Annotated in this window: 23 protein-coding genes, 1 tRNA gene and 3 pseudogenes; 8 read left to right on the plus strand and 19 right to left on the minus strand. The window is 70.4% G+C overall.

The genetic code is table 11. From position 1 onward, the window contains the following. Nucleotides 1-69: 69 nt before the first annotated feature. The 3 genes from A0130_00205 to A0130_00215 all read right to left on the minus strand — a co-directional run bounded on the left by A0130_00205 (nt 70) and on the right by A0130_00215 (nt 1000). Complete coding sequence (locus A0130_00205) at nt 70-294, minus strand: hypothetical protein (protein ANF33228.1); 225 nt, start codon at nt 292-294, stop codon at nt 70-72. A gap of 113 nt (nt 295-407) precedes the next feature. Next, nucleotides 408-767, minus strand: a complete 360-nt coding sequence (locus A0130_00210) for a hypothetical protein (GenBank protein ANF30315.1) — start codon at nt 765-767, stop codon at nt 408-410. Between the two features lie 2 nt (nt 768-769). Beyond that, a complete protein-coding gene (locus tag A0130_00215; protein ID ANF30316.1) occupies nt 770-1000 on the minus strand; it encodes a hypothetical protein in 231 nt (76 codons plus the stop codon). Between the two features lie 198 nt (nt 1001-1198). Between A0130_00215 and A0130_00220 the strand changes: the two genes are divergently transcribed. Then, nucleotides 1199-1591, plus strand: a complete 393-nt coding sequence (locus A0130_00220; GenBank protein ANF30317.1) for a hypothetical protein — start codon at nt 1199-1201, stop codon at nt 1589-1591. 7 nt (nt 1592-1598) lie between these two features. Further along, nucleotides 1599-2999: an MFS transporter gene (locus tag A0130_00225; GenBank protein ANF30318.1), complete on the plus strand. Its 1401-nt coding sequence runs from the start codon at nt 1599-1601 to the stop codon at nt 2997-2999. Nucleotides 3000-3028: 29 nt separating this feature from the next. Here A0130_00225 and A0130_00230 read toward each other — a convergent pair whose 3' ends face one another. Next, entirely contained in the window at nt 3029-3298 is a 270-nt protein-coding gene (locus A0130_00230; GenBank protein ID ANF33229.1) for a hypothetical protein, read from the minus strand. A gap of 241 nt (nt 3299-3539) precedes the next feature. Between A0130_00230 and A0130_00235 the strand changes: the two genes are divergently transcribed. Further along, nucleotides 3540-3938, plus strand: coding sequence for a hypothetical protein (locus A0130_00235; GenBank protein ANF30319.1), 399 nt, complete (start codon nt 3540-3542; stop codon nt 3936-3938). A gap of 25 nt (nt 3939-3963) precedes the next feature. Further along, complete coding sequence (locus A0130_00240) at nt 3964-4230, plus strand: hypothetical protein (GenBank protein ANF30320.1); 267 nt, start codon at nt 3964-3966, stop codon at nt 4228-4230. Nucleotides 4231-4239: 9 nt separating this feature from the next. Here the strand turns inward: A0130_00240 and A0130_00245 are convergent, their stop codons facing one another. Beyond that, nucleotides 4240-5067 carry an alpha/beta hydrolase gene (locus A0130_00245; GenBank protein ANF30321.1) on the minus strand — a complete coding sequence of 276 codons (828 nt, stop codon included), beginning with the start codon at nt 5065-5067 and terminating at the stop codon, nt 4240-4242. Beyond that, nucleotides 5064-6077 carry an adenosine deaminase gene (locus tag A0130_00250; GenBank protein ANF30322.1) on the minus strand — a complete coding sequence of 338 codons (1014 nt, stop codon included), beginning with the start codon at nt 6075-6077 and terminating at the stop codon, nt 5064-5066. The genes A0130_00245 and A0130_00250 overlap by 4 nt, the downstream gene beginning before the upstream one ends. Nucleotides 6078-6158: 81 nt before the next feature. On the opposite strand from A0130_00250, the gene A0130_00255 reads away from it, so the two are divergent. Next, nucleotides 6159-6611 (plus strand): hypothetical protein, encoded by a 453-nt coding sequence (locus A0130_00255; protein ID ANF30323.1) that lies wholly within the window; start codon nt 6159-6161, stop codon nt 6609-6611. Here A0130_00255 and A0130_00260 read toward each other — a convergent pair. The 4 genes and pseudogenes from A0130_00260 to A0130_00275 all read right to left on the minus strand — a co-directional run bounded on the left by A0130_00260 (nt 6514) and on the right by A0130_00275 (nt 10463). Next, nucleotides 6514-7494, minus strand: a complete 981-nt coding sequence (locus A0130_00260) for an NADPH:quinone oxidoreductase (protein ANF30324.1) — start codon at nt 7492-7494, stop codon at nt 6514-6516. The genes A0130_00255 and A0130_00260 overlap by 98 nt on opposite strands. Continuing rightward, the gene (locus A0130_00265; protein ID ANF30325.1) at nt 7494-8750 is read right to left on the minus strand and encodes a sodium transporter; all 1257 of its coding nucleotides are present in this window, start codon (nt 8748-8750) and stop codon (nt 7494-7496) included. Before A0130_00265 ends, A0130_00260 begins: the two co-directional genes overlap by 1 nt. A 2-nt stretch (nt 8751-8752) precedes the next feature. Then, complete coding sequence (locus A0130_00270) at nt 8753-9670, minus strand: ABC transporter ATP-binding protein (protein ID ANF30326.1); 918 nt, start codon at nt 9668-9670, stop codon at nt 8753-8755. Further along, nucleotides 9667-10463: pseudogene (locus A0130_00275) on the minus strand (histidinol phosphatase). The gene A0130_00270 and the pseudogene A0130_00275 overlap by 4 nt, the downstream one beginning before the upstream one ends. 57 nt (nt 10464-10520) lie before the next feature. On the opposite strand from A0130_00275, the gene A0130_00280 reads away from it, so the two are divergent. Further along, nucleotides 10521-10874 (plus strand): hypothetical protein, encoded by a 354-nt coding sequence (locus tag A0130_00280; protein ANF30327.1) that lies wholly within the window; start codon nt 10521-10523, stop codon nt 10872-10874. An 88-nt stretch (nt 10875-10962) separates the two neighbouring features. Here A0130_00280 and A0130_00285 read toward each other — a convergent pair. Next, nucleotides 10963-11256 (minus strand): annotated as a pseudogene (locus A0130_00285) (ATP-dependent DNA ligase). A gap of 180 nt (nt 11257-11436) precedes the next feature. On the opposite strand from A0130_00285, the gene A0130_00290 reads away from it, so the two are divergent. Then, nucleotides 11437-12519, plus strand: coding sequence for a hypothetical protein (locus A0130_00290; protein ANF30328.1), 1083 nt, complete (start codon nt 11437-11439; stop codon nt 12517-12519). Between the two features lie 77 nt (nt 12520-12596). Continuing rightward, nucleotides 12597-12671: transfer RNA gene (locus A0130_00295), tRNA-Lys, on the plus strand. 113 nt (nt 12672-12784) lie between these two features. On the opposite strand, the gene A0130_00300 is transcribed toward A0130_00295, so the two are convergent. The 8 genes and pseudogenes from A0130_00300 to A0130_00335 form a co-directional block, all read right to left on the minus strand. After that, complete coding sequence (locus A0130_00300) at nt 12785-13381, minus strand: hypothetical protein (GenBank protein ID ANF30329.1); 597 nt, start codon at nt 13379-13381, stop codon at nt 12785-12787. A gap of 277 nt (nt 13382-13658) precedes the next feature. Further along, entirely contained in the window at nt 13659-14894 is a 1236-nt protein-coding gene (locus A0130_00305; GenBank protein ID ANF30330.1) for a transporter, read from the minus strand. Between the two features lie 17 nt (nt 14895-14911). Further along, nucleotides 14912-15752: pseudogene (locus A0130_00310) on the minus strand (hypothetical protein). Between the two features lie 45 nt (nt 15753-15797). Continuing rightward, complete coding sequence (locus A0130_00315; protein ANF30331.1) at nt 15798-17021, minus strand: RNA polymerase subunit sigma-24; 1224 nt, start codon at nt 17019-17021, stop codon at nt 15798-15800. A gap of 6 nt (nt 17022-17027) precedes the next feature. Next, nucleotides 17028-17369: a hypothetical protein gene (locus A0130_00320; GenBank protein ANF30332.1), complete on the minus strand. Its 342-nt coding sequence runs from the start codon at nt 17367-17369 to the stop codon at nt 17028-17030. Between the two features lie 71 nt (nt 17370-17440). Next, entirely contained in the window at nt 17441-18499 is a 1059-nt protein-coding gene (locus A0130_00325; GenBank protein ANF30333.1) for a glycosidase, read from the minus strand. Further along, nucleotides 18496-19518 carry a hypothetical protein gene (locus A0130_00330; protein ANF30334.1) on the minus strand — a complete coding sequence of 341 codons (1023 nt, stop codon included), beginning with the start codon at nt 19516-19518 and terminating at the stop codon, nt 18496-18498. The genes A0130_00325 and A0130_00330 overlap by 4 nt, the downstream gene beginning before the upstream one ends. Next, nucleotides 19515-20417 carry a sugar ABC transporter permease gene (locus tag A0130_00335; protein ANF33230.1) on the minus strand — a complete coding sequence of 301 codons (903 nt, stop codon included), beginning with the start codon at nt 20415-20417 and terminating at the stop codon, nt 19515-19517. Before A0130_00335 ends, A0130_00330 begins: the two co-directional genes overlap by 4 nt.

Genomic DNA, 20417 nt, shown 5'->3' on the forward strand with positions numbered 1-20417 from the left:
GGATGCGGGGGAACTGTCGTGAACCATCTCGCCGACATCCTCGACAAGCGCGACCGACGCGGTTCCGCCTCAGAGCTGGGGCTTGTAGGGCGCCCAGTCGTCCAGATCGTACTCGAGCTCCACGCCCGTGTAGAGGCGCACCCGCCAGCAGTGCGAGTCGCCGCCCGCGTACTGGCCGGTGACGGTCTCGCACTCCCACTCGCCGTCCGCCGCGCGTCGCCAGCGGACCAACCCGATGTGCTCCCGCAGCCGGGGTGCGTGCGGCGGGTGGTTGTATTCGCCCTCGTCGATCATGATGAGTCCCCCTTCGAGAACGATCCGATCGAAAGGTAGGTCCGCGGTCCGCCGGACCACATCATCCCTTCCGCATGAAATCAGGGCATCCCCGGAGCAGAGCGACGACTCCGTCAGCGCTTCTGGAGCGTCCCGATCTCGGTCCCGCCGGAGCGGTAGATCGTGAGGGTGTTCCCGTCGACTTTCGCGGTGTCGGCGAGGTTGAGCCACGGTGTGACCCCTTCGCATGCCTTCAATGTGGACGCGAACGGCCCGAAGGTGAAGGTGTCGCCGGAGACCGTGCCCGTGCCTTTCAGCGGGTTGCAGCCGTCCGTGCCGGAGAACGAGCCATCCGCCTCGATGGTCAACGACGGCTGCCCCGGGGCGACCTGACCCCAGTCGCCCGTGAAGGACGAACCGGATGACGAGCATCCGGAGAGGAGGATCAGGGCTGAGACCGCGACGACCGCGAACCCGCTCCGCGACGTACGCATCCTCACGTGAAGATCGCCCACTCGGTGCGGTCCAAGATCATCGGGCAGCCGTGTGCGACGACCTGCCAGGTCTTGTCGTCGCGGCCGGCGTATTCGGCGAGGAGCGTGGTGTACTTCCAGTCGCCGGCGACGCGGTCCCAGCGGATCAACGAGATCAGCTGGCCGTTCCGCAGATAGGGCACCGGGGCGATCTCGTCCGGGTGCGGGTCGTGGATCTTCGCGTGCAGTGTCACGGCAGTCCCCTCCCGTTGCCGATTCCGGTTCTCCGTTGCGTTCTGTGGACGCCCGGATGCGCACAGTGTCTCTCCGGGATGATTCAAAAGACAAGTAGTAAGTCGGGTGACTTTCTGCATCTTCCCGCAGACGGGTCCGGCGAAGTACCGTGCGGCCACGCACAGCGAATCCCGCGTGCCCGAAGGGTTGGAGTCGTCATGACGTTCTGGGATTTCCTCGTCTGGTCGTTCTGGTTCTACCTCGTGTTCGTATGCATCACGATCTTCATCCGCGTGATCATCGACATCTTCCGCGACCCGACCTTGAGCGGGTGGGCGAAGGCCCTCTGGGTGCTGTTCCTGGTGATCTTCCCGTTCCTCGCCGCCTTCATCTACCTGATCGCCCGCGGCGGGAAGATGGCGCAGCGGAACATGGCGGGGATGGCCGAAGCGCAGCAGGCGAACGACCAGTACATCCGTCAGGTGGCCGGGTCGTCGGCGGCCTCGCCCGCCGGGGAGATCGAGTCGGCCAAGCGGCTGCTCGACAGCGGCGCGATCAGCCAGCCCGAGTTCGAGACGTTGAAGGCCAAGGCGCTCGCGGGCACCCGCTGATCGCACGATGAGCACCACGACGACGCGCACGGTCGCCGGCTGGACGCTGGTGCCCCTGGCGCTGGCCCAGTTCATCTGCTCGTTCGCGGGCTCCAACAGGAACGTGATGCTCAACGACATGAGCCGGGACCTGGGCACGACGGTCGCGGGCATCCAGCTCTCGATCACGCTGTTCCTGCTCACGATGGCGGCGCTGATGGTGCCGTTCGGCAAGCTCACCGACCTGCTCGGGCGCAAGACGTGCTTCCTGCTGGGGCTCGGGATCTACGGCCTCGGCGCGGTGCTGAGCGCCCTGGCGCCCGGGCTCGGCCTGCTCATCCTGGGCAACTCGATCCTGGAGGGGGCGGGGACGGCGCTGCTCATCCCTCCCGTGTACATCCTGGTGACCCTGTACTGGAAGGACACGCAGAGCCGCGCCCGGTCGTTCGGGCTGGTGAGTGCGGCGGGCGGCATCGGCGCGGCGATGGGTCCGCTGATCGGGGGATGGATCTGCAGCGCGATCAGCTGGCGCGCGGCGTTCCTGTTCCAGGCGCTGATCATCGTCGTCATCATCCTGTTCGCGCTCGCGCTGAAGGACCCGCTGGCCGCGGATCCCGGCCGCCCTTACGACGTCGTCGGCGCGGTGCTCTCCGGTGGCGGCCTCGTGCTCTTCGTCGCGGGCATCCTCGTCGTCGACACGTCACCGCTGCTGGCGGTGGTGCTGCTGATCGCGGGCGCCGCGGTCATCGCCTGGTTCTTCGCCTGGATCAGGAGGCTGGAGCGACGGCACCGCGAACCCCTGCTCTCGACAGCGCTCTTCGCGAACCGGACCTCGAACTTCGGGCTCGTCACGCAGAACTTCCAGTGGCTGCTGCTCATGGGGATCTCGTTCCTGGTGTCGAGCCACCTCCAGGTCGCGCGGCACTACGACGCGATCGAGACGGGCGTCATCTTCACGGCCGCGACGCTCGGCATTCTGGTGTCGTCGCTCGCCGCCGGACGCCTGGTGCGGATCATCGCCCAGCGCACGCTCATCCTCGGCGGTTTCGTGCTGACCGCGATCGGGACGGCGCTCCTGCTGCTGGTCGGCGCGATCCCCGGAGGCTGGCCGTTCGTCCCGGGGCTGCTCGTGATCGGTCTGGGCGTCGGCTTGATGCTCACCCCGAGCGTGAATGTCGTGCAGTCGGCGTTCCCCGAAGCCCGTCAGGGGGAGATCTCGGGTCTGTCGCGGAGCGTCTCGAACCTCGGATCGAGCTTCGGCACCGCGATCGTCGGCACTGTCCTGGGGTTCGGCGTGGGCCAGCGTGCGGGTGGCTACGTGGCGGCCATGGCGGTTCTCATCGTGGTCGCGCTGGCGGGCGCGGTGGTCTCCGGGTTCCTGCCGCGGGGGCGGGCCGACGCCCTCTCCGGCGAACCGGCCACCTCGTAGGCGGCTCGGGATCGAGGCGCCGGTGCCGGTCACTCGTCCGGCTTGAACCCGCTGGTGGCCTGCTCGTAGGTGGTGTGCGGCCGCTTCGGGTACGACATCGCCGGCGGCGGCACGTCCGTCTTCTGGAGTGCGCCGAGGACGAGCAGCTCGACGAGGTGCGCCGCCGTGGTGTTCCTGTTCCGGGCTATGCGGACCAACGCCGCGTACTCCGGCTCTCCCAGATGGATCCGTAACGGGACGCCTCCGGGCGCCCGCCCCGGCCCGAGGGTGGTCGCCGCGATGTTCTCCGCTTCGTCCATGATCGGATTGTGCAACACGCGCACCCACTCGCGGAAGACGGTAAAAATCATGTCTAGCCGACCCGGTGCGCAGGGGTGCATCATGCGGGCGAAGGCTCAACAGGCGATGCGCTGGACCCGGGACTCTTCGGCACCCGAGTGGCACCCGGCGCGTCCCGCCGGCCGGCTCGCGGGGGTGGGCCGGCCGGCCCTCCGGCGTTCCGGCGACCGCCGGGGCGCCCCTGCGTGAAAGGCGGTTCCCATGTCACAGGCACCTTCGGCGACCGGCTGGGTCGGCTGGGCGTACTTCGCGTCCATCATGCTCTTCATCGGCGCGGCGATCGACATCTTCTACGGGATCATGGCGATCGTCGGACCGAACACCGCCTACTTCGTGAGCGGTGGCGCGGTCGCCTCCTTCAACGTGGCGGCCTGGGGCTGGTGGTCGCTGATCGTCGGCGTCCTGCTCCTCCTCGCCGGCATCTTCCTGATGCGGGGAGCGATGTGGGCGCGCGTGTTCGCGGTCATCATCGCCGGTGTCAACGCGGTGTCGCAGCTGATGTCGCTGCCCGCGCAGCCGTGGTGGTCGATCGTGATGGTCGCAATCGATGTACTGGTGATCTACGCGGTCACCGTCCACGGGCGCGAGCTGCGTTCCTGACATCCGGTCGTCGGGGGATGGGGAGATGAGCGAATCGACGTTCCTCGCTCTGCTCCTCTACCCCGACGAGTCGCGGGACTCGTTCAGCGTCCGCCTGCCGATGGAGGGCGGTCGCCCGCCGGTCATCCTCCGCACGTCGGCGACCTTCGAGGGCGCGCGGGCGGTGGAGGTGTTCCGCCTCGCAGACGCCAGTTCCTGGCCCGAGTGCGCAGCATTCCTCTACGAGGAGACGCTGCCGGGTACGGTCAAAGACGGCTCGATGGTGGAGCAGGTGCAGACGCCGGACGATTGAGGGGCTGCCTCACCACTGCGTCAGCGCCCAGTCCAGCGCGACGCCGAACGCCGTGAGCACCGAGACGTGGCCCTCGCGGGAACGGATCCACAGTTCAGCGTGGGGGAGTCGTTCGAGCATGGCGGCCGCGTGCGGTGCGGGGACGACGCGGTCGGAGCCGCCCTGGATCAGCAGCACGGGCGCGCGGACGGCGCGCAGCTCCACGCCCCAGGGGGAGGTGTAGGCGACGTCGTCGTCGACTTCTCCCGTCGGTCCTTCAGCCGACCCGGCCTGCGCGTCGGCGCCCAGGGCGCCCCAGGAGCCGCCGAGGGTCTCGAAGTCGCGCTCCGTGAACTGCTCCGGATCCCACTCCGCCGTCTCGGCGTAGGCCATTCGAGCGTCACGACCCGCCAGCGCGGCCTGAAGTCCGCCCGGCGAGGCCATCCCCGAGAACCAGTCCGGCGATCCGTCGAACGGCGCGATGCCGGCCAGCGTGACGACCGCGGCGGCCCGTTCCGGGGCGAGTGCGGCCAGCGCCAGCGCATGCGGGCCGCCGCCGGACGCGCCGGCGGTGATCGTCCGCTCGACACCGAGAGCGTCGAGGACCGCGAGCACATCGGCCGCGGCGTCGGCGACAGAGCGGCCGGGGAGAGGGTCCGATCCGGGATAGCCGGGGCGCGCGACCGAGAGCACGCGCACGCCGCGTCGACCCGCCTCGGAGGCCACGGGTGGGATGACCGCGCCAGTCTGCGGGGTGCCGTGGTGCCACACCAGCACGGGCGAACCGGCGTCACCTCCGGTGTCGAAGTACCGCACCGCCCGGCCGTCCGCGGTGACGAACCGCTGTGGCTCGCTCATGGGCGCCACGCCTCGAGCTCGGCGAGGAGCGCCTCCTTGCGCTCCGGCGAGGCGAACGACGCCTCGATCGACGTCCGCGCGAACCGGCGTGCCTGGTCGGAGGTCAGCCCCAGCGCATCCCGCACGGCCATGAAGTTCGTGCCCGCGTAGCCGCCGAAGTACGCCGGGTCGTCCGAGTTGATCGTGACCGGCACGCCTGCCGCGTCGAGCCGGAGCAGCGGGTGCTCTCGCAGGTCGGGCGTCGCCTGCAGCCGTACGTTCGACAGCGGGCAGACGGTCAGCGGGATGCGCTCCTCGGCCAGGCGCGCGACCAGCTCCGGGTCCTCGATCGAGCGGATGCCGTGGTCGATCCGCTCGGCATGCAGCAGGTCGAGCGCCTCCCGCACGTAGGCGGGCGGGCCCTCCTCGCCGGCATGGGCGACGGCGTGCAGGCCGGCCTCGCGGGCGCGGGCGTACACCGCTTCGAACAGCGATGGCGGGTAGCCGACCTCGGCCGAGTCGAGGCCGACGCCGATGATGCGGTCGGTCCGGGACATGGCCGCCGTCAGCGCCTCTTCGGCGGACGCCACCGGCGCATCGCGGAGGAAGCACAGGATGAGCGCCCCGGTCATCCCGTGCTCGCGCTCGGCCTCGTCGAGCGCGTCCCCGATCCCGTCGACCACGTCGTCGAAGCCCACCCCGCGCGAGGTGTGCGCCTGCGGATCGAAGAACAGCTCGACGTGTCGCACCCCCTGCGCATGCGCGCGACGCAGGTAGCGGCGGGTCAGCTCGGCGAAGTCCTCGCGGGTCAGGAGGACCGCCATGGTCGCGTAATAGAGGTCGAGGAACGACTGGAGGTCGTCGAAGTCGTACTGCGCGGCGAGCTCGTCCACATCGGCGAAAGGCAGCTCCACCCCGTTGCGCGCGGCGAGCTCGAACGCGAGGTCGGGCTCCAGCGTGCCTTCGATGTGGAGGTGCAGCTCCGCTTTGGGCAGGGCGAGCAGGGCGTCGTCGGTGAGGGCGTCCGTCATGATGACGATCCTCCCACCGACCGACGACGCTCGGCCTTCAGGCGGACGCGGGTCCACTGCATCCGCCGCTACCGTCGCCGTATGGCCCGCCGCCGCCGCATCGCCCTCGCCCTCACCGCCGCCGCGCTCATCGCCGCAGGCCTCGTCGTCGCCCGCACCACCGACAGCGCCGGCTGGACGTTCGTCGGCGACGCGCTGTACGCGGCGATGCTGTACGCCGTCGTGGGCGCCGTCTTTCCACGACGTGCGCCCGTCGTGGTGGGGGCCATCGCCTTCGGCGTCAGCGCCGCGGTCGAGTTCTTCCAGCTGACGGGCATCCCCGCCCACCTCGCCACCGTCGTGCCCGGCGCCGCCCTGGTGCTCGGGACGACGTTCCAGGGCAGCGATCTCGTCGCCTACGCGCTCGGCGCGGGACTCGCGATCGCCGCCGACCTCGTCATCCGACGCGCAGCAGGATCTTCCCGCGATGCACAGACGACTCCATCCGTCGATGCGCCGCGGCGGCGTCCTCCAGCGGGAACACCGAGTCGATGACCGGGCGGACGCGTCCCTCTGCGAGCAGCGGCCACACGTTCTCGCGCACGGCGGCGATGATCGCGACCCGCTCGGCGAGCGGCCGGGCGCGGAGCGTCGTGCCGTGGAGAGAGGCGCGCTTGCGCATCATCACTCCCATGTCGATCGACGCCGGCTCCCGGTCCCGGACCGCGATCGACACGATGCGGCCGCCGACCGCGAGGGCCTCCAGATCCCGCGCGATGTACGAGCCGCCGACGATGTCGAGTACGACGTCCGCCCCGCGTCCCGCCGTGAACGCGTCCACCGCCTCCACGAAGTCCTGGGTGCGGTAGTTCACCGCCGCGTCCGCGCCGACCTCGCGGCAGAAGTCCGCCTTCTCGTCGCTGCCGGCGGTCGCGATGACCTGCGCTCCGCGGGCGCGGCCGAGCTGGATGGCCATGGTACCGATGCCGCTGGAGCCGCCGTGGGCGAGCAGCACCTCACCTGCCGCGAGACCGCCGAGGTCGAAGACGTTCGACCAGACGGTCGCGGCGACCTCGGGGAGCCCGGCCGCCTCCACCAGATCGACGACGTCGGGCACCGGCAGCACCAGCCCGGCGTCGACCGTCACGAGCTCCGCGTACCCGCCGCCGGGAAGCAGCGCGCACACCCGGTCGCCGACGCTCCATTCGTCGACGCCGGCGCCGAGCGCGTCGATCGTGCCCGAGACCTCGAGGCCCGGCCACTCGGGCGCCCCGGGCGGCGACGGATAGAAGCCGCGCCGCTGGCTGAGGTCGGCGCCGTTGAGCCCGGCGGCGGCGACGCGGATGCGCACCTCGTTCGCCGCGGGTGCCGGGTCCGGTCGCTCGGCGACCTCCAGCACATCCGCGTCCCCGGGGTGCGCCACGATCACGGCGCGCATCAGGAGCGCCCCGCGCCCTGCACCGGACGGGTGCGGTCGGACCGGCGCCCGAGCACATCCCGCACCTTCACCTTGCTGGAGTACTCGATCGACCCGTAGCGGAACAGCCGCACCGCGATCCTCAGCACGATCACCGACAGCACGAACAGCTCGACGATGATGACGATGGCCTGCCAGAGCGGCAGCGAGCCGAAGGCGTTCAGGATGAGCGCGGTGATCGGGGCCGTGTACGGGAAGTACGCGAGCAGCTGCACGATCGGCGACTGCGGCGAGCTGATGGCGAAGCCCGAGGCGTACAGCGGGATGACGACCGCGAAGATGACGACGGAGAACACCGGGGCTGCATCCTTGGCCGTCGGCATGACCGCGCCGACCGCGACCAGCGTGCCGGTGAACAGGGCGAAGCCGCCGATCAGGATGAGCGCGCCGACGATCATCTTCTGCGGGTCGAACACCAGCCCGCTCAGGTCGAAGTCCGGCAGCTGCAGCTGATTCCGGAAGAAGAGGTACCCGATCAGCATCGGCAGCGCGAACACCGCCAGCTGGATGATCCCGATCGCGAACAGCGAGATGACCTTGCCGAGCAGCAGGTTCGTCGGATTGATCGTCGTCAGGATCATCTCCGTGACCCGGTTCTCCTTCTCCTCCAGCGTGGAGTTGAGCATCTGGTTGCCCAGGAAGACGATCACGATGAAGAACGCCGCGAGGAACAGCAGGGCGGGGAGGATCGCCTCGAAGCCGGGCGCCACCTTTCCGTTCAGGAAGGTCGTCGTGTTGGTCTTCACGTCGCCGCGCAGCACGGCGACCGTCGTCGGGTCGCCCACCTTCTTCTGCACGCTCGCCGACAGCAGCGACTCGGCCACCGCGGAGTACTTGCTGTTCTGGAAGACGCCGGAGTCCTCGCCGTAGACGCGGATCGTCTGCGTGGCCGGGTCGGCCGGATAGGAGAAGTACGCCGGCGTCCCGCCGATCTGCACCTCCTCGACGCCCTCCGCCTCGGACGATATCTCGGTGCCGCCGTACTGCTTCGCGATGGCGGGGTCCACGAGTCCTGACGAGTCCGAGTACAGGAACTCGAAGCGGGCGTTCTTCTGCTGGTCGGCGGTCTTCGCCGTGGACACGTTGGACGCGATGATGAGGCCGCCGAGGCCGAACACGAGGATCGGGATGATCAGCGTGACCGCCCAGAACCGGCGCTTGGTGATGGTGCGCCGGAACTCGAAGCCGATGACCGTGCTGAGGTTGTGCCGGGCCATGGTCAGTCCTCCTGGCTCTGCGCGCCGTAGACCTCGACGAAGATGTCGTCGAGCGATTTGCGGGTCGGCGCGAAGCGCGTCACCCGCACGCCCGCATCCACCAGCTCCCGGAGGATTGCGGCGGTGTCGGCGCCCTCGGCGGGCTCGAGCTGGGCGTGGCCGTCGGCGTCCGACAGCACCGTGTACGAGGCGGACGCGGGGATCGGTCCGTCGTGATCGACGTGCACGATCGTGCCGCCGAACTGGTCCTGCACCTGCTCGACGGTCCCGTACGCACGCGCCACGCCGTCCTTCAGGAGGATGACGCGGTCGCAGAGGCGCTCGACCTCCTCCATCTGGTGGGTGACCATCATGACGGTGGAGCCTGCACGCTTCTGATCGTCGATGATGTCCATCAGCAGGCGGCGGTTCACGGGGTCGAAGCCCTTGGTGGGCTCGTCGAGGATGAGCAGCTCGGGGTCGTTCATGATCGTCACTCCGAGTTGCACCTTCTGCTGCTGGCCGCCGGAGAGCTTGTCGAGCCGGACCTTCTCCTTATCGCCGATGCCGACGCGCTCCAGGTACTCGCGCGACCAGCGACGCGCCTGCTCGGCGCCGAGGCCCTTGAGCCGTCCGAAGTAGACCATCACGTCGATGACGGATTCCTTCTTGTACAGGCCGCGCTCCTCGGGGAGGTAGCCGAGCCGCTCGCCCGCCTCGGGGCTGAAGGTCCTGCCGTCGATGTGCAGGACGCCGGCCGTCGGCTGGTAGATGCCCAGCAGCGCGCGGATGGTCGTCGTCTTGCCCGAGCCGTTGCTGCCGAGGAACCCGAACGTCTCGCCGCGCTCGATGTCGAACGACAGGTCGCGGATGACCGTCGTGCGGCCGAAGTCCATCCTGAAGCCCTGGATGTGGACAAGCGGCTCGGTCGAGTCGCTCATGCCAGCGCCTCCAGCAGGGCCGCGTGGATGAGGCCGTTGGATGCGAGCGAGGAGCCGTTGCCCGGTCCGGGGGTGCCGTCGACCGAGGTGAACGTGCCTCCCGCCTCCTCCACGATCGGGATGAGCGCCGCGAGGTCGTACGTCTTCACTCCGAACTCGCCCACCGCGTCCAGGAGCCCGTCGGCGAGCAGCATATACGACCACATGTCGCCGTAGGCGCGGTCGCGCCAGATGCGGCGGGTGAGGGCGATCAGCCGGTCGAGGTACCCGGCCTGATCCCACTGCGCGATGCTCTGGAAGCTGAGCGACGCGTGCTCGAGGTCGGCGACTCCGGAGACGCGCATGCGTCGCGGTTCCGCCCCCGGCGCGTCCGTCGTCCACGCCCCTCCGCCGGCGGCCGCCACCAGCGGCGTCCCAGGGCGGGGGAGCTCACCACGCCCACACGCGGCACGCCGTCCACTGCGAGGGCGATGAGCGTTCCCCAGACGGGCACGCCGCGCAGGTAGTTGGCGGTGCCGTCGATCGGGTCGACGATCCACTGCCGCGCGGTGTCGCCCTCGGTGCCGTACTCCTCGCCGAGGATGCCGTCCGCCGGCCGCTCGACGGCGAGCGCCTCGCGGATCGCCCGCTCCACCGCGAGATCCGCCTCGGTGACGGGGGAGCGGTCGGGCTTCGTCTCGACGTGCAGGTCGCGGTCGCGGAAGCGTCCGAGCGAGATGCGGTCCGCCGCGTCGGCGAGACGCAGGGCGAGGTCGAGGTCGGCGGCGAGAGAGGACGCTGCGGTGTCGGTCACGCCACGAGCCTAGCGGCGGGCTTGGCAGCCGGGCCAGCGGAGGGTACCTCTGGATGCATGCGCAGGATCGTGTACGCGGGGACCGCCTTCTACACCGGTGACATGCTGGCCGAGGCGCTCCTCGAGTACGCCCGCGCGCTCGGACAGCAGGGGATCGCGGACACCGTGTTCGTCCCGGGCCGCACCATCCAGGGCGAGTTCGACCACGTCGAGGTGCTGATCGGTCCGGCGAGCCAGATCGTCAGTGAGCCGGTGGAGCTCATCGGCCCGGAGCTCCAGGACCCGCAGCTCGTCGACCGCCTGCGCGCATTGACGGCGCAGCTGGCGCCACGCCGACCCGAGGCCGAACCGGCCGATGGGGCGGACGGGGCGACCGGCACCGACGGCCGCCCCGCCTTCGACGACCTGTGAGGCCGTCACCCGTTCAGTGCGAGCGGCCGGCGACTCCGAGGGGGACGGGAGCCGTCATGGTGCCGATGCGCGCCGGACGTTCAGGGAGTTCGCCGTCCTCGCCGGTGACCACCAGGCCGTGGGAGCTCGCGGCGGAGTCGGCCAGCTGCTCCACCCACTTTCGGTTGATCGCGGGCACGCGCGAGCCGTCGAACTTGAAGTAGATCGGGATGCTCGGGTCGAGCCAGATGGCGCTGCGGCCATCCCCGACCTCCGGCGCATCCCGCCACGACATCGCGAAGGATTCGCGGCGCCGCAGCTTGTTGACGATCACGATCTGCAGGTGGGCGAGCAGCCGGTCCTCGAACTCGATGACGATGGAATCGTATGTGAGTGTTCCCATGACGCGCCTCCTCCGCCGGCCGCAAGCTCCAGAAAGCTCGAGTGGCGATAGGTCCAGTGTGATCCTCTCTGCGCAAGAAAGACACAGCGAGCGAAGACATTGCAGGTGTGCAACGGCCGCCCGCATGTCGGCTGAGGCGATACGCTCGCCGTAGCCCCGGGCGGGCGGAGCGGAGGGACGATGCGATTCATCCAGAAGCCGACGAGTGCCACTCGAGAGCCGACGCTGAGGGACCGCCCGTTCGTCTACGGCTACCTGCTCGCCCTCGGGGCGATCGGGGCGGTCGCAACGGGCTTCATGCTCTACGGCCTGCGGTCGATCCTGTTCTCGGTGTTCTTCGCGATGTTCGCGACGGTCGGCCTCGACCCGCTCGTCCGCTGGTTCCAGCGCCGGGGGATGAAGCGAGGCTGGGCGATCGTCACCGTCATCCTGCTGGTCGTCGCGCTGCTCATCGCCATCGTCTGGGTGATCGTGCCCCTGATCGTGCAGCAGATCGCATTCCTGGCCGACGCCGTGCCCAAAGAGGTCGCCACCCTGCGCAGCCAGGGCTGGTTCGAGTCCGTCAACGAGTCGACGAACGGGCTGGCCGGCCAGCTGGCGACGTGGGTCGCCACGCAGGTGAAGGATCCGCACACCTGGGCGACCATCGGCAACGGGCTGGTCGGCTTAGGGCTGTCGGTGCTGAACGCCGTCACCACCGGCTTCTTCATCGCCATCCTGACCATCTACTTCATCGCCTCCTACGACGCCACCAAGCAGGCCGCGTACCGGCTGGTGCGTCGCTCGCACCGGGCCCGCTTCGAGGGCTACGCCGAGCGGATCCTGCAGAACTTCGGCAAGTACCTGAGCGGGATGGTGATCCTCGCCTTCTGCAACTCGGTGTTCAGCCTCATCCTGCTGCTGGCGACCGGCGTGCCCGGCGCCTTCCTGATCGCGCTGGCCGCGTTCTTCATCACCCTCATCCCGCTGATCGGCACCGTGCTGACGACGGCGGTCATGTCGGTGCTCGCGTTCATCCACTCGCCGGTCAGCGGAGTGGTCGTGCTGGTGCTGATGCTCGTCTACATGCAAGTCGAGGCGTACATCCTCACCCCGCGGGTCATGGGGAAGGCGGTGCAGGTCCCCGGATCGGTGGTCCTGATCTCCGCGCTGGCGGGCTCCACGCTGTTCGGGCTGCCCGGCGCACTGGTCGCGATCCCGATCTCGGCGGGCGTCATCCTCATCATCAAAGAGGTCGTGATGCCCCGGAAGGAGCGCAGTTGACCCGAGCGATCCTCGATTGGCGAGGACCCGCGATCGGATGCTAGTGTTGAGCCTCGGTTCGGGAAACCGAACCGAATGCGCCTCTAGCTCAATCGGCAGAGCAATTGACTCTTAATCAATGGGTTCAGGGTTCAAGTCCCTGGGGCGCACCAGTAAAGGCCCCCGATCGCGCAAGCGGTCGGGGGCCTTTTCCGTTCGCATCTACTGGTCCCAACGCGCCGTTACCGCTTCGTGGGTAGCGGCGTGTTGGGACCAGCAGATGCGCTCACCCCGCGCCGCCCGTGCGCAGCCCCGGGGTGATCAGTCGCCACAGCGCCTCCAGCTCGGCGTCGACCGCGTCCTCGGTGCCGGAGTCGATCGCGACGGACAGCACGCCGAACAGGCAGTTGACGATCGTCTTCGCGGCGCGCATCCGGTCGAGGGATGCGGGGGCGTCGCCGTCCTCGATCGCCTCGTCGAGGAACGGGAGGAAGCGCTCTGCCCACGCGTCGTACGGATTGAAGCCGTCCGGGACGAGGCGGAGCTCCTGGCTGAGGCGCATCGCGGCGCGGGTGCGGATGTTCGTCGCCATGGTACGCGTCACCCGCCAGGCGAGCAGGCGCATTCCGGACAGGCCGCGGCCGCCGCGGTCGCGGACGTCCTGCACCATCGCGGGCCACGCGTCGAAACGGCCCGTGAGCACGGCGTCCGCCATGGCCTGCTTCGACTCGAAGTGGAAGTAGACGGCGCCCTTGGTGAAGCCAGTCGCGGCGATGATCCGGTCGAGGCGGGCGCCGCTGAAGCCGTACCGGGCGAATTCGGTCGCCGCGGCGTCGAGCACCGCCTCCCGGGTCTCAGCGGCCTGCCGAGCACGTTCTGCCATGCGACGGACCTTCCTCGTGCTGACGCTGGCCCCCGTGTGAAGGATATCGTGATGGACCGCCTCCGGTTCGATAGCGGACGGTGTGGATTCGATCCCAGCAGACCATATGGTTTGACTGTCACTCGGTACGTTGTTGAAGACGTGCGCTCGGCCCGCTAGGGTTGGAGAGCACCCACAGGGATTTTGGTATGTCCCGGGCGCGGTCTCCGGAACCCGCTAGGGGAGCAGTTCGCAGGCGACGGAGACCCTGGGCGAGGGCGGCGTGGGGGCGCCGCCCTCACCGCACCAGCCGGAGCCTGATCCACCGATAGGCGAGCCCCACCCCGACGACGGCCAGCCCCACAATGGATCCCGGAGGCAGGGCGGCGACGAGCACGACGCACCCGACCGCGCCGGCGGCCGCCAGGGACCGCGGGTAGCGGCGGCGGTCGCGGGACTGCGTCCACGCCGATGCGTTCGCGATGAAGTAATAGAGCAGCACGCCGAAGCTCGAGAACCCGATGGCGCCGCGCAGGTCGGTGACCGAGACGAGGATGCACACGACCAGCCCGAGAACGAGCTCGGCCCGGTAGGGGACGCGGAACCGCGGATGCACGGCGGCGAGCCAGGACGGCAGGTCGCTGTTGCGCGCCATGGCGAGCGTGGTGCGGCCGATGCCCGCGATCATGGCGAGTAGAGCGCCGAGTGCCGCGGCGGACGCGCCGACGGCGACGACGACTCCCGGCCACGGAGCACCGGTCGTCTCGGCGACCGCGCTGAGCGGCGCCGCGCTGGAGGCGAGGCCGGCCGGACCCAGCGCGTGCAGGGCCGAGACGGCGACGAGGGCGTAGACGACGAGCGCGATGGTCAGCGCCGAGGTGATCGCTCGCGGGATGGTGCGGGAGGGGTCGATGACCTCCTCGCCCATCGTCGCCACCCGGGCGTAGCCCGCGAACGCGAAGAAGAGGAAGGCGGCCGACTGGAGCACACCGTACACGGTGACGGGCGCCCCTGGGAGGGACGCGGAGCCGGAGGTGTGCGTGAAACCCACGACCACGGCAACCGTCAGCGCGAGCAGCGAGACGACGACCAGGAGGCGCGTGACCAGTGCGGTGCGGATGACGCCGAGCGTGTTGACGACCGTCAGGGCGACGACGGCGAGGATCGCGACCGGCTTCACCCAGGCCGCGGGGACGGCGTAGGTGGCGAAGGTGATCGCCATCGCGGCGGAGCTGGCGGTCTTGCCGATGACGAAGGACCAGCCCGCGAAGAACCCGGGCCACTCTCCCAGGCGCTCACGGCCGTAGACGTACGTCCCGCCGGAAGTCGGATACTGGGCGGCGAGCTGCGCGGAGGAGGTGGCGTTGCAGAACGCGATGAACCCGGCGATCAGCAGCCCGATCAGGAGCCCCGCTCCGGCGGCCGCGGCGGCGGGTGCGAACGCCGAGAAGATGCCGGCGCCGATCATGGAGCCGAGACCGATGACGACCGCGTCCCCGAGGGTCAGGCGCCGGGCGAGCTGGCCGTTCGTCACACGCCGAGCGTAGCGCGTCAGCGATCGCGGGCGATCACGGAGAAGTCCTCGTCCCCGTGCCCCGCATCCACCGCGCGCTGCAGCTCGGCGGCGACCAGCGCGGCGGCCGGCAGCGGGGTGTCGGCCGTGGAGAGCATGAGGCGCAGGTCCTTGGCCAGCAACGCCGCCGAGAACTGGGTGTTGCCGAAGTCGCCGGACGCGACGACGGGCCCTTCATCGCTGCGATGGATGCGATGGTCGTGAGCGGAGGACCGTCAGCACCTCCTCGGTGGAGAGACCGCCGGCACGGCCGAGGCGCAGGGTCTCGCTCAGGGCCTCCATCGAGGCGGCCAGCGCGAGGTTGGCGACGAGCTTGGCCGACGCCGCCTTCGAGGGCGCGTCGAACGTGCGGATCTTGTCGGGGTCCGCCCAGAGGCTGACGACGCCGCGCGCCTCGCGGACGTCGTCGTGGGCGCCGCCGATGAGCACGGCGAGGCTGCCGGCCCGGGCGGGCGCGAGCGACCCGACGACGGGCGAGTGGACGTAGCGGACGCCGCGGCCCGACGCCCAGGCGGCGAAGTCGTCGGCGTCGGACGGCGCGACCGTTGTCACGTCGATCCAGAGCGCGCCCGACGGGATGGCGAGGCCGGGGTCCACGATCGTCTCGCGCACCGCATCCGGGCCGAAGAGGACGGAGACGACCACGGCGGCATCGGCCACCGCCTCCTCGGGGGAGGACGCGATCCGCGCGCCCCGGCGGCCGACGGTCTCGGTGGGACCGGATGAGCGGTTCCAGGCGGTGACCGTGTGACCGGCGTCGATCAGGTGGGTGACGAGCTCCCGGCCCATGCGGCCGAGTCCGAGCAGCGCGATGTCCATGCGGTCCACAATGCGCCCGCCACCGCGCCGGGGGAAGGGGTGCGCTCAGACGGGAAGGGCGGCTCGTCGCCGGAGCAGGAACGCGCGCTCGGCCTCGCCGGTGCACAGGGCGGCGGCTCGGTCGAACTCCTCGGCGGCCTCGGCCGGGCGGGCGGCGCGCGCCAGCAGCCCGGCGCGGACGCCGTGCAGGAGGTAGAACCGGGCGAGCGGTTCGCGCAGCGGCTCGACGACCTCGAGCGCGGCGGTGGGGCCATCCACCTCCGCCACGGCGACCGCGCGGTTGAGCGCGACGATCGGCGTCGGCGCGACGCGGAGGAGCTGGTCGTACAGCGCGACGATCTGCGCCCAGTCCGTCTCCTCGGCGGTGCGGGCGTCAGCGTGCACCGCCTGGATCGCCGCCTGCAGCTGGTACGGACCGGGACGCCCGCGCCGTAGGCAGTCCCGCACCAGGGCGTGACCCTCGGCGATGAGCTCCGGGTTCCACAGCGTACGGTCCTGCTCCGGCAGCGGCACGAGCCCGCCGCCGGCGTCGACGCGCGCGGCGCGGCGCGCATCCACCAGCAGCACGAGGGCCAGGAGCCCGAGCACCTCCTCCTCGTCCGGCAGCAGCGACCGCAGGACGCGGGCGAGCCGCACGGCCTCGTCGCACAGCTCCTCGCGCACCAGGCGGTCGCCCGCGGAGGCGGCATAGCCCTCGCTGAACACCAGGTACAGCACCGCCAGCACCGACCGCAGCCGTCCCGGCAGGTCGGCCGCCGAGGGGATGCGGTACGGGATGCGCGCGTCGCGGATCTTGGCCTTCGCGCGGGAGAGGCGCTGCGCCATGGTCGGCTCGGGCACCAGAAAGGCGCGCGCGATCTCGGCTGTGGAGAGCCCGCCGAGCAGCCGCAGCGTCAGCGCGACGCGTGCCTCGGGGGAGAGGGCGGGGTGGCAGCAGGTGAAGATGAGGCGCAACCGGTCGTCGGGGATGTCGTCGGGCTCGGCGGCGTACTCCGAAGGCGGCGCGAGCTGAACCGCCTCGGCCTCCCGCGACCTGCCGACGCCTTCGCGCCTCAGCCGGTCGATCGCCCGTCGCCGAGCGGTGGTGATGATCCATCCGGCCGGAGCGGGTGGGATGCCGTCCCGCGGCCAGCGCTCCGCGGCGACCGCGAACGCCTCCTGCACCGCGTCCTCGGCGCCGTCGAGGTCGCCGAGGACGCGGTACAGCACGGAGACGGCGCGGCCGTACTCCTCCCGGAAGATCCGCGCGATCCGGCCGTCGTCATCCATCGGTCGTCACCCGCGGAAGGGCCGCACCTCGATCGGCAGGGTGGTGGCCAGGGCGAGCCGGCGTCCCCACTCGAGCGCCGCGTCCAGGTCCGGGACGTCGACGATCGAGAACCCGCCGAGGTGCTCCTTGCCCTCGGCGAACGGACCGTCGGTGACGAGCACGTCGCCGTCGGCCGGCCGCAGCACGGTCGCGGACTCCGGCGGGAGCAGCCCGTTCGAGAACACCCACACGCCGGAGGTGCGCATGTCGGTGTCCACCGCGGTCACGTCGCGGTCGATGCGCGCCATCACGTCCGGCTCCGGGATGGGGCCGACGGGTTCGATGACGCTGAGCAGGTACTGGGTCATGATGGTGATCCTTCCCGAGCGCCCGGGTCGACGGGAAGGGCGCTCTCACCGTCTACACGAACGCGACCCCGCTATTTCGACACCTCCCGCTCCAGCAGAGCCACACCGATCTTGGAGTCGGCCATGCCGTAGAAGACCCAGTCGCGTCCGTCGACCGTCTCGATCGCCGTCGGGAAGACGACGTTGGGCACGATGCCGCTGCGCTCGTCCTCGGTCTCGGCCGACAGCAGCGGCTCGGAGGTCCGCTGCAGCACGCGCCACGGCTCGTCGCCGTCGAGGATCATCGCCCCGGCCGCGTAGTTGACGTTCTTCTGCTGCGCGACGCCGGACTCCAGCCGCCCGGTGACGCCGTGGTGGAGGAGCAGCCAGCCCTCGGGGACGCGGCGGGGGGCGGGTCCCGCGCCGATCTTGAGCTCCTCGAAGGGGAACTCGGGCCCCGCGAGGAAGCGGTTCTGCCGCCAGCGCGCCAGCTCGCCGAGGTCGCGCTGCACGTCGTCGAGCTGGATGAACGCGATCCAGATGCTCGGCCGGCTCTCACCCGCGGGAGGATGCTCGCCCTCGCCCGGCCGGATCTCGCCGAGATCCCATACCGGCCGGTGCAGCACGGCGAGGCTCGGCGTGCCGTCGGGCGCGGTGACGGGCTCGGGGAAGAACACGGTGTCCTTGTTGTGGAACAGCGACAGGTCGACCCCGAGCGCGTCGTCGTACGCGAACGTAACGGGACCGAGCCGGCGCCAGGCGCGTAGATCGTCGGACACCGCGACGGCCGTGTGCGGGCCGAGCGGGCCGTAGGCGACGTACGTCATCACGTGCAGCCCGAGCGACGGGATGAAGGTGGTGCGCGGGTCCTCGACGCCGGCGTTGCTGCGCCCGCGTTCGAACGGCCGGTCGGGCTCGAGCACGACGCCCTGCCGCTCGACGGCGACCGGCGTGCCGTCCTCGACGACGACGCGGGCGAGGCCGACGCGCGACACGTTGCCCTCGGCGACGAGCCGCGGCAGCAGGTACAGCTCGCCGTCGGGCCCGCGGCCGGAGGCGGGATTCAGGACCCCCTCCGCCTCGAGCGCGTCGCCGGCGACCGGCGTCATCACGACGCCGGCGCGGGTCAGCCGATACGGAAACGGGGTCATGCGTCCACCTCCCGGTAGAAATAGAGTTCGCGTTCGCCGGCGGGAGCGTCCCAGCCCTGCGCGAAGGACCAGCGGCCCCCGATCTTCTGCAGGCCGCCCCAGGCGAGGGAGCCGCCGCGGTTCACGGCGCGTTGCGTGAAGGGGTCGTCCAGCGCGTACAGCGCCTGCGCGGCGGCGAAGTCGCCGTGCTCGTCGGCGTAGAAGAAGTCGAGCACCAGGCGCTCGCCGTCCACGACCGCGCACGCGACCTCGAAGAGCGAGCCCTTCAGCTCCGAGAGGTCGAGGTACGGCTGCGTCTCGAAGCGCCAGTCGAGCCCGTCCGCCGAGCGGCCGACGGTAGGCCGGCCCCCGCATCCCTCGGACAGGAACATGAGGTACTCGCCGCCGATCCGCACCGCGCGCCCGGCGGCGTCCCGGGGGAGGACCGCGCCCTTCGCCCAGTACTCGGAGACGTCGTACGGCACGACGAGACCGCGCTTCTCCCAGTGCTCGAGGTCGTCGGAGACGGCGGACATGATGTCCACCGCGACCGACCCGTCCTCGCGCCGCCAGATGGCGTTGTAGAACAGCACGTAGCCGTCGTCGAGCGCGTAGACCTTCGGGTCCTCGCAGCCCAGCTCCTCGTTCGCGAGGGTGGGGTAGACGATGGGATTCAGCGGCGAGTCCGTCCACACGCCGTCGCGGCGGACGGCGTGCCCGATCCGGCTCGCGGTCGACTCCTTCCGGGGCGACGCGCGGTAGATCAGGTGCAGCTCGTCGCCGCGCTCGATCACGGTCGGGTTGAAGATCGAGTCGCTCGTCCATCCGATCCCGGTCGGGTCGTCCCACTGGCCGTCCAGGCGGAAGGTCAGCGCGTCGTCCCGCCGGAATGGTCCGATCGCCCACTCGGGGCGCTCCGGGTAGTGGGCCGAGAACTGATCCGTCGAGATGCGGTCGGTCAGGGCGTTGGTGTGCGCCAGCGCCTCGCGGTAGCTCGCGAGCAGCGCCTCCCGGTCGACGCTCGTGTCCACCCCGCTCATCCCTTCACCGATGATCCGAGGTCGCTGGACGTGAAGTACCGCTGGAACACGATGAACAGCACGACGACCGGGGCCGCGAGCACGACCGCACCCGCCAGGATGGCGCCGTACGGGTTCGCGGTCGAGCCGGACACGTTCGAGATGTAGTTGGCGAGCGAGACGGCCAACGGCTGCAGACTCGCGTCCTTGGTGATCAGGAACGGCCAGAGGAACTCGTTCCACGGCCCGATGAAGGTGAGCAGCAGCGCCGTGACCAGCGCCGGACGCACCAGCGGGAGCGCGATCCGCCACAGCAGCCGGAACTCGCCCGCGCCGTCCACCCGGGCCGCGTCGAACAGCTCCCGGGGAAGCTGCAGGAAGTACTGACGGAAGATCAGCACGGCCGCGGAGTTGATCACGAACGGCAGGATCATGCCGAGGTAGTTGTCCGCCAGCCCGTAGCTGCGGGCGATGAGCACGTACAGCGGGATCATCAGCAGCTGGAACGGGATGGTCTGCACGAGCAGCGCCAAGGCGAAGGTCACCCCGCGGCCGCGCCACTGCAGGATCGCGAGGGCGTACCCGGCGAGCACGCCGAAGACGACCGTGCCGAGCAGCACCCCTCCGGTGAAGATGCCGGAGTTGATGAGGCCCTGCACGAGGTCGATGCGCGAGTCGATGTTCACGTAGTTGTTGAGCGTCAGGTTCGCCGGATTGGGGAACGCACCGGCGACCGTCGTGTTCGGCGACGTCTGCAGCGACCCGACCACCATGTAGTAGAAGGGGAACAGGAACGCGATCGCGCCGATGGTCAGCACGATCCCCTGCACGATGGCCTGGCCGCGGCTGAGGCCGCGCGGGTTCGCGAGGTCGCGGCGCTTCCGCCGCGGGCTGCGCGTGGGCGGCGGCGCCGGCTCCAT

The sequence above is a fragment of the Leifsonia xyli genome (assembly GCA_001647635.1).
Classification (GTDB): Bacteria; Actinomycetota; Actinomycetes; order Actinomycetales; family Microbacteriaceae; genus Leifsonia; species Leifsonia xyli_A.